At 28.1% G+C, this 3,133-nt stretch carries 3 protein-coding genes; all 3 read right to left on the bottom strand.

Annotated elements, in window-relative coordinates; all coding sequences use genetic code 11:
* Positions 1 to 95 precede the first annotated feature (95 nt).
* From FYJ55_RS10375 to FYJ55_RS10385, 3 genes are read right to left on the bottom strand one after another with little or no spacing between them, the layout of a single operon-like run.
* Positions 96 to 776, bottom strand: a complete 681-nt coding sequence (locus FYJ55_RS10375; protein WP_154556758.1) for a Coenzyme F420 hydrogenase/dehydrogenase, beta subunit C-terminal domain — start codon at positions 774 to 776, stop codon at positions 96 to 98.
* Positions 773 to 2,239 (bottom strand): lipopolysaccharide biosynthesis protein, encoded by a 1,467-nt coding sequence (locus FYJ55_RS10380; protein WP_154556759.1) that lies wholly within the window; start codon positions 2,237 to 2,239, stop codon positions 773 to 775. Before FYJ55_RS10380 ends, FYJ55_RS10375 begins: the two co-directional genes overlap by 4 nt.
* Position 2,240: 1 nt before the next feature.
* Entirely contained in the window at positions 2,241 to 3,005 is a 765-nt protein-coding gene (locus FYJ55_RS10385) for a polysaccharide pyruvyl transferase family protein (protein WP_326831872.1), read from the bottom strand.
* Positions 3,006 to 3,133: the final 128 nt, after the last annotated feature.

A 3,133-nucleotide genomic window follows, 5' to 3' on the forward strand; every position in this document is an offset into this window, starting at 1 on the left:
TTTAAATATTTTGAAGTTCTTGTCATAAGTGTAGTCTCTCTTTCGTTTACACCTATACAATAATTCTTAAATAGACATTATTAATGTCGAATATATTAACAAGTCACCAATGTATCTGTTAAGCCTTGATTTTTTTCAACTTTTTGAATATACTTTTTCCATAATCCGGAACTAGGAGCACCATGACATACTAAATCTATTAATATTGCACGATGTCTTAAATTATTTTTTTTTAATAATAAATCTAATCCAGCAATCTGACATCCAGTGCCAAAAACAAGAATTTTCTTTTCTAAATTTTTGTACAAATATTCAATAATTTGTTGAAAAGAATCATCTAATTCCGCCTGAATATATTTTGATCCTCTAGCTTCATCTCTTGAACCCTTATCAAAAATTAATTTTATAGTTACCTTATCTAATTCACTTACATATTTACACGCAGCAACTGCATCCCCTTGTTCTAAGAATATGTCCGAGAATATAGTAAACATACCACCAGATGAACTATTTAAGAGAACATCTTCACATTTTGCTTTTGCTGCATAGACCTTAGTGTTTTCATATTCATCTGATGAAAATTTATTGTCCTTTTTAAAAGCACAAACATTTTCGCATTTTAAACATCCAATGCATATATCATAATCTATTGAAGGATATAAGAAACCTTCATGATCATACTCAAAACTTATTGCTTTTAATGGACAAACCGTCGCACAAGCTGTACATCCACAACATTCGTCTTTTTTATTTAATAAATTAGGCTTTTTTTTCATTGTTTTATCCTCGTTTTATATTTAAAAATAATTTTAAATATTATTGCTTTAATTTCTAAATAGCTTCTTGATTTAGTTAATATAGATAAAAGAATATAAATAAATGCACCAGTAGATATTTGAAAAAACATGATTATTATTGGATGAAGCGAAATGACTTTGCCAATAAAAAAAACAACTATCCCCATAATAGTAGCTAATAACACATTAATTAAAAAATCTCGACAAACTTCATTATAAGTATAATCAATAATCTTTTCTGATACTATCATATATAAGATTGTTCCAAATAATGTTACTACTATTTCAGATATAGCAAATACATAAACACTATGTTTCAAAGATATCAAAAGAATCATTATTGCAAAAATACGAATTGGCACATCTACTTTTAAAACTGTATCACTTCTACCTACTGCTTTAATTGCCTGTAAAATTGCTGTTTGCGGTGCCCTGAATAAGAGAATAATACAACAAATCCTTAAATAAGGTATACATGGTAACCATTTGTCAGTCAATATCAGTGAAATAAATGGTTCAGCTATAGCCATAAAACCAATTAAAATTGGACTCATAACATAACTAGTAAAATCTGTAGTTTTTCTTGCCATAGCTTTGACTCGACTAATTGAATCCTGAGCTTTAGACATTACTGGAAATAAAGCAGTATTAATACCAGTGTCAATATTTGAACTAATTAATTCAGGAAACTGATTTCCCTTAGTATAAAATGATAAATCTTCTGTTGTATAGAATTTTCCGATTAATAAACTTCTTAAACTTGCATAAAACTGTAATATTAGACTTTGTAATAATAATTTCCATCCATAACTAAGCAATATCTTAATACGTTCAAAAGAAAATTCTCTCGTTAACTTCCAATTTATCGTAATTTGTAGAATAACTGTGTCAATAATATTATTGGTTAATGTCTGTGCAACTAATGCCCATACTCCGTATCCAGAATACGCTAATACAATTCCTACTACCGCAGAAATCAATGTCCCTATGAGTGTTGCATTAAAAAAAAGTTTAAACTGCATTTTTCTAGCCACATAAGCCTGTTGTACAGAATTAACACCCATTATTGGAACACTTATTGCCAATACTCTTAAAACTGACAATAATATAGGCATGTTATAAAAATTAGCAATAGGAACTGCTAAAAAGAATAAACACACATATATGATTCCAGTAAAAAAAAGTGAAAAATAAAAAACAGAAGAAAAATCTAAACTATCTGCGTCTTTTTTTTGTATCAATGCCTGTCCAAAACCACTACTAACGAAAACATTAGCAATTGTTATGAACACCATAACTAGTGAAATTGTTCCATATTCACTAGGACTTAATAATCTAGCTAAAATTATTGATACAACTAAGGAAACCAGTTGTGCTGCTATCCTTTCTGCAAATTTCCAAAAGGCCCCTTGGATAACTTGACTTTTATCACTTTGTGCCATATTAATTACTGCACGCCTTTCTTAAAAATTCTAATGATTCGACTTTTTTATTGTTAATAACTTCATTTATATATGGATAATTAAAATCGTGGTTAAGCATTGTAAATACATCATTTTGATCTTTATTAAACAACTCATATAATTTTAACTCTTTTAAAAATTTATCTACTTTAGCCATAATAAAATCCGTTTTGCAAAACGCAAATTTTTTATTAAAAATTAAACTAAATGTAATACCATGAAATGTACTAGTTGCTATTTTTGAAGCATATTTGAAATATCCTATCCATTGAAAAGGGGAAAGATCCGATTGACTAATCATTTTATCACACCAATCATAGTGATCATCATTACAGTCTAATGCAATAATTTTTATTTTATATTCATCTGCATACTTTCTAAGATTTTTAATAAAATCAGTTGTGAAATCTTGTCCATACACTAAAATATAATTTTCTTCATTAGGTTTAATTATATTTTCATCATCATTAAAATTCCATAACCATGTTGGATCTAAAACTACTTGTGGTTTTATTCCAGTAACATTTTTTACTAAGTTAGCAGATTTTTCATCTCTGACCGAAATGGCTGTCATATTTCTTAAAGCATCTTTTACATATTGAGGTAACTCAGCGTTAGCGGAAATAGTACCAAAACTGGCTGCATATGAATTGATTTCACCGGAAAAACCAATTCCGAATAATAAAGGATCTTTATTAAATACATCTACTGAATAATCCCAGATAATATCACTTCCTAAAAAAATCTTGGCTTAACAGATACATTGGTGACTTGTTAATATATTCGACATTAATAATGTCTATTTAAGAATTATTGTATAGGTGTAAACGAAAGAGAGACTACACTTATGACAAGAACTTCAAAATATTTAAA

The organism is Holdemanella porci (assembly GCF_009696075.1).
Lineage (GTDB): Bacteria > Bacillota_I > Bacilli_A > Erysipelotrichales > Erysipelotrichaceae > Holdemanella > Holdemanella porci.

Coding starts and splice junctions, on each gene's coding strand:
- FYJ55_RS10375 (WP_154556758.1), bottom strand. CDS start 776: ATGAAAAAAAAGCCTAATTTATTAAATAAAAAAGACGAATGTTGTGGA.
- FYJ55_RS10380 (WP_154556759.1), bottom strand. CDS start 2,239: ATGGCACAAAGTGATAAAAGTCAAGTTATCCAAGGGGCCTTTTGGAAA.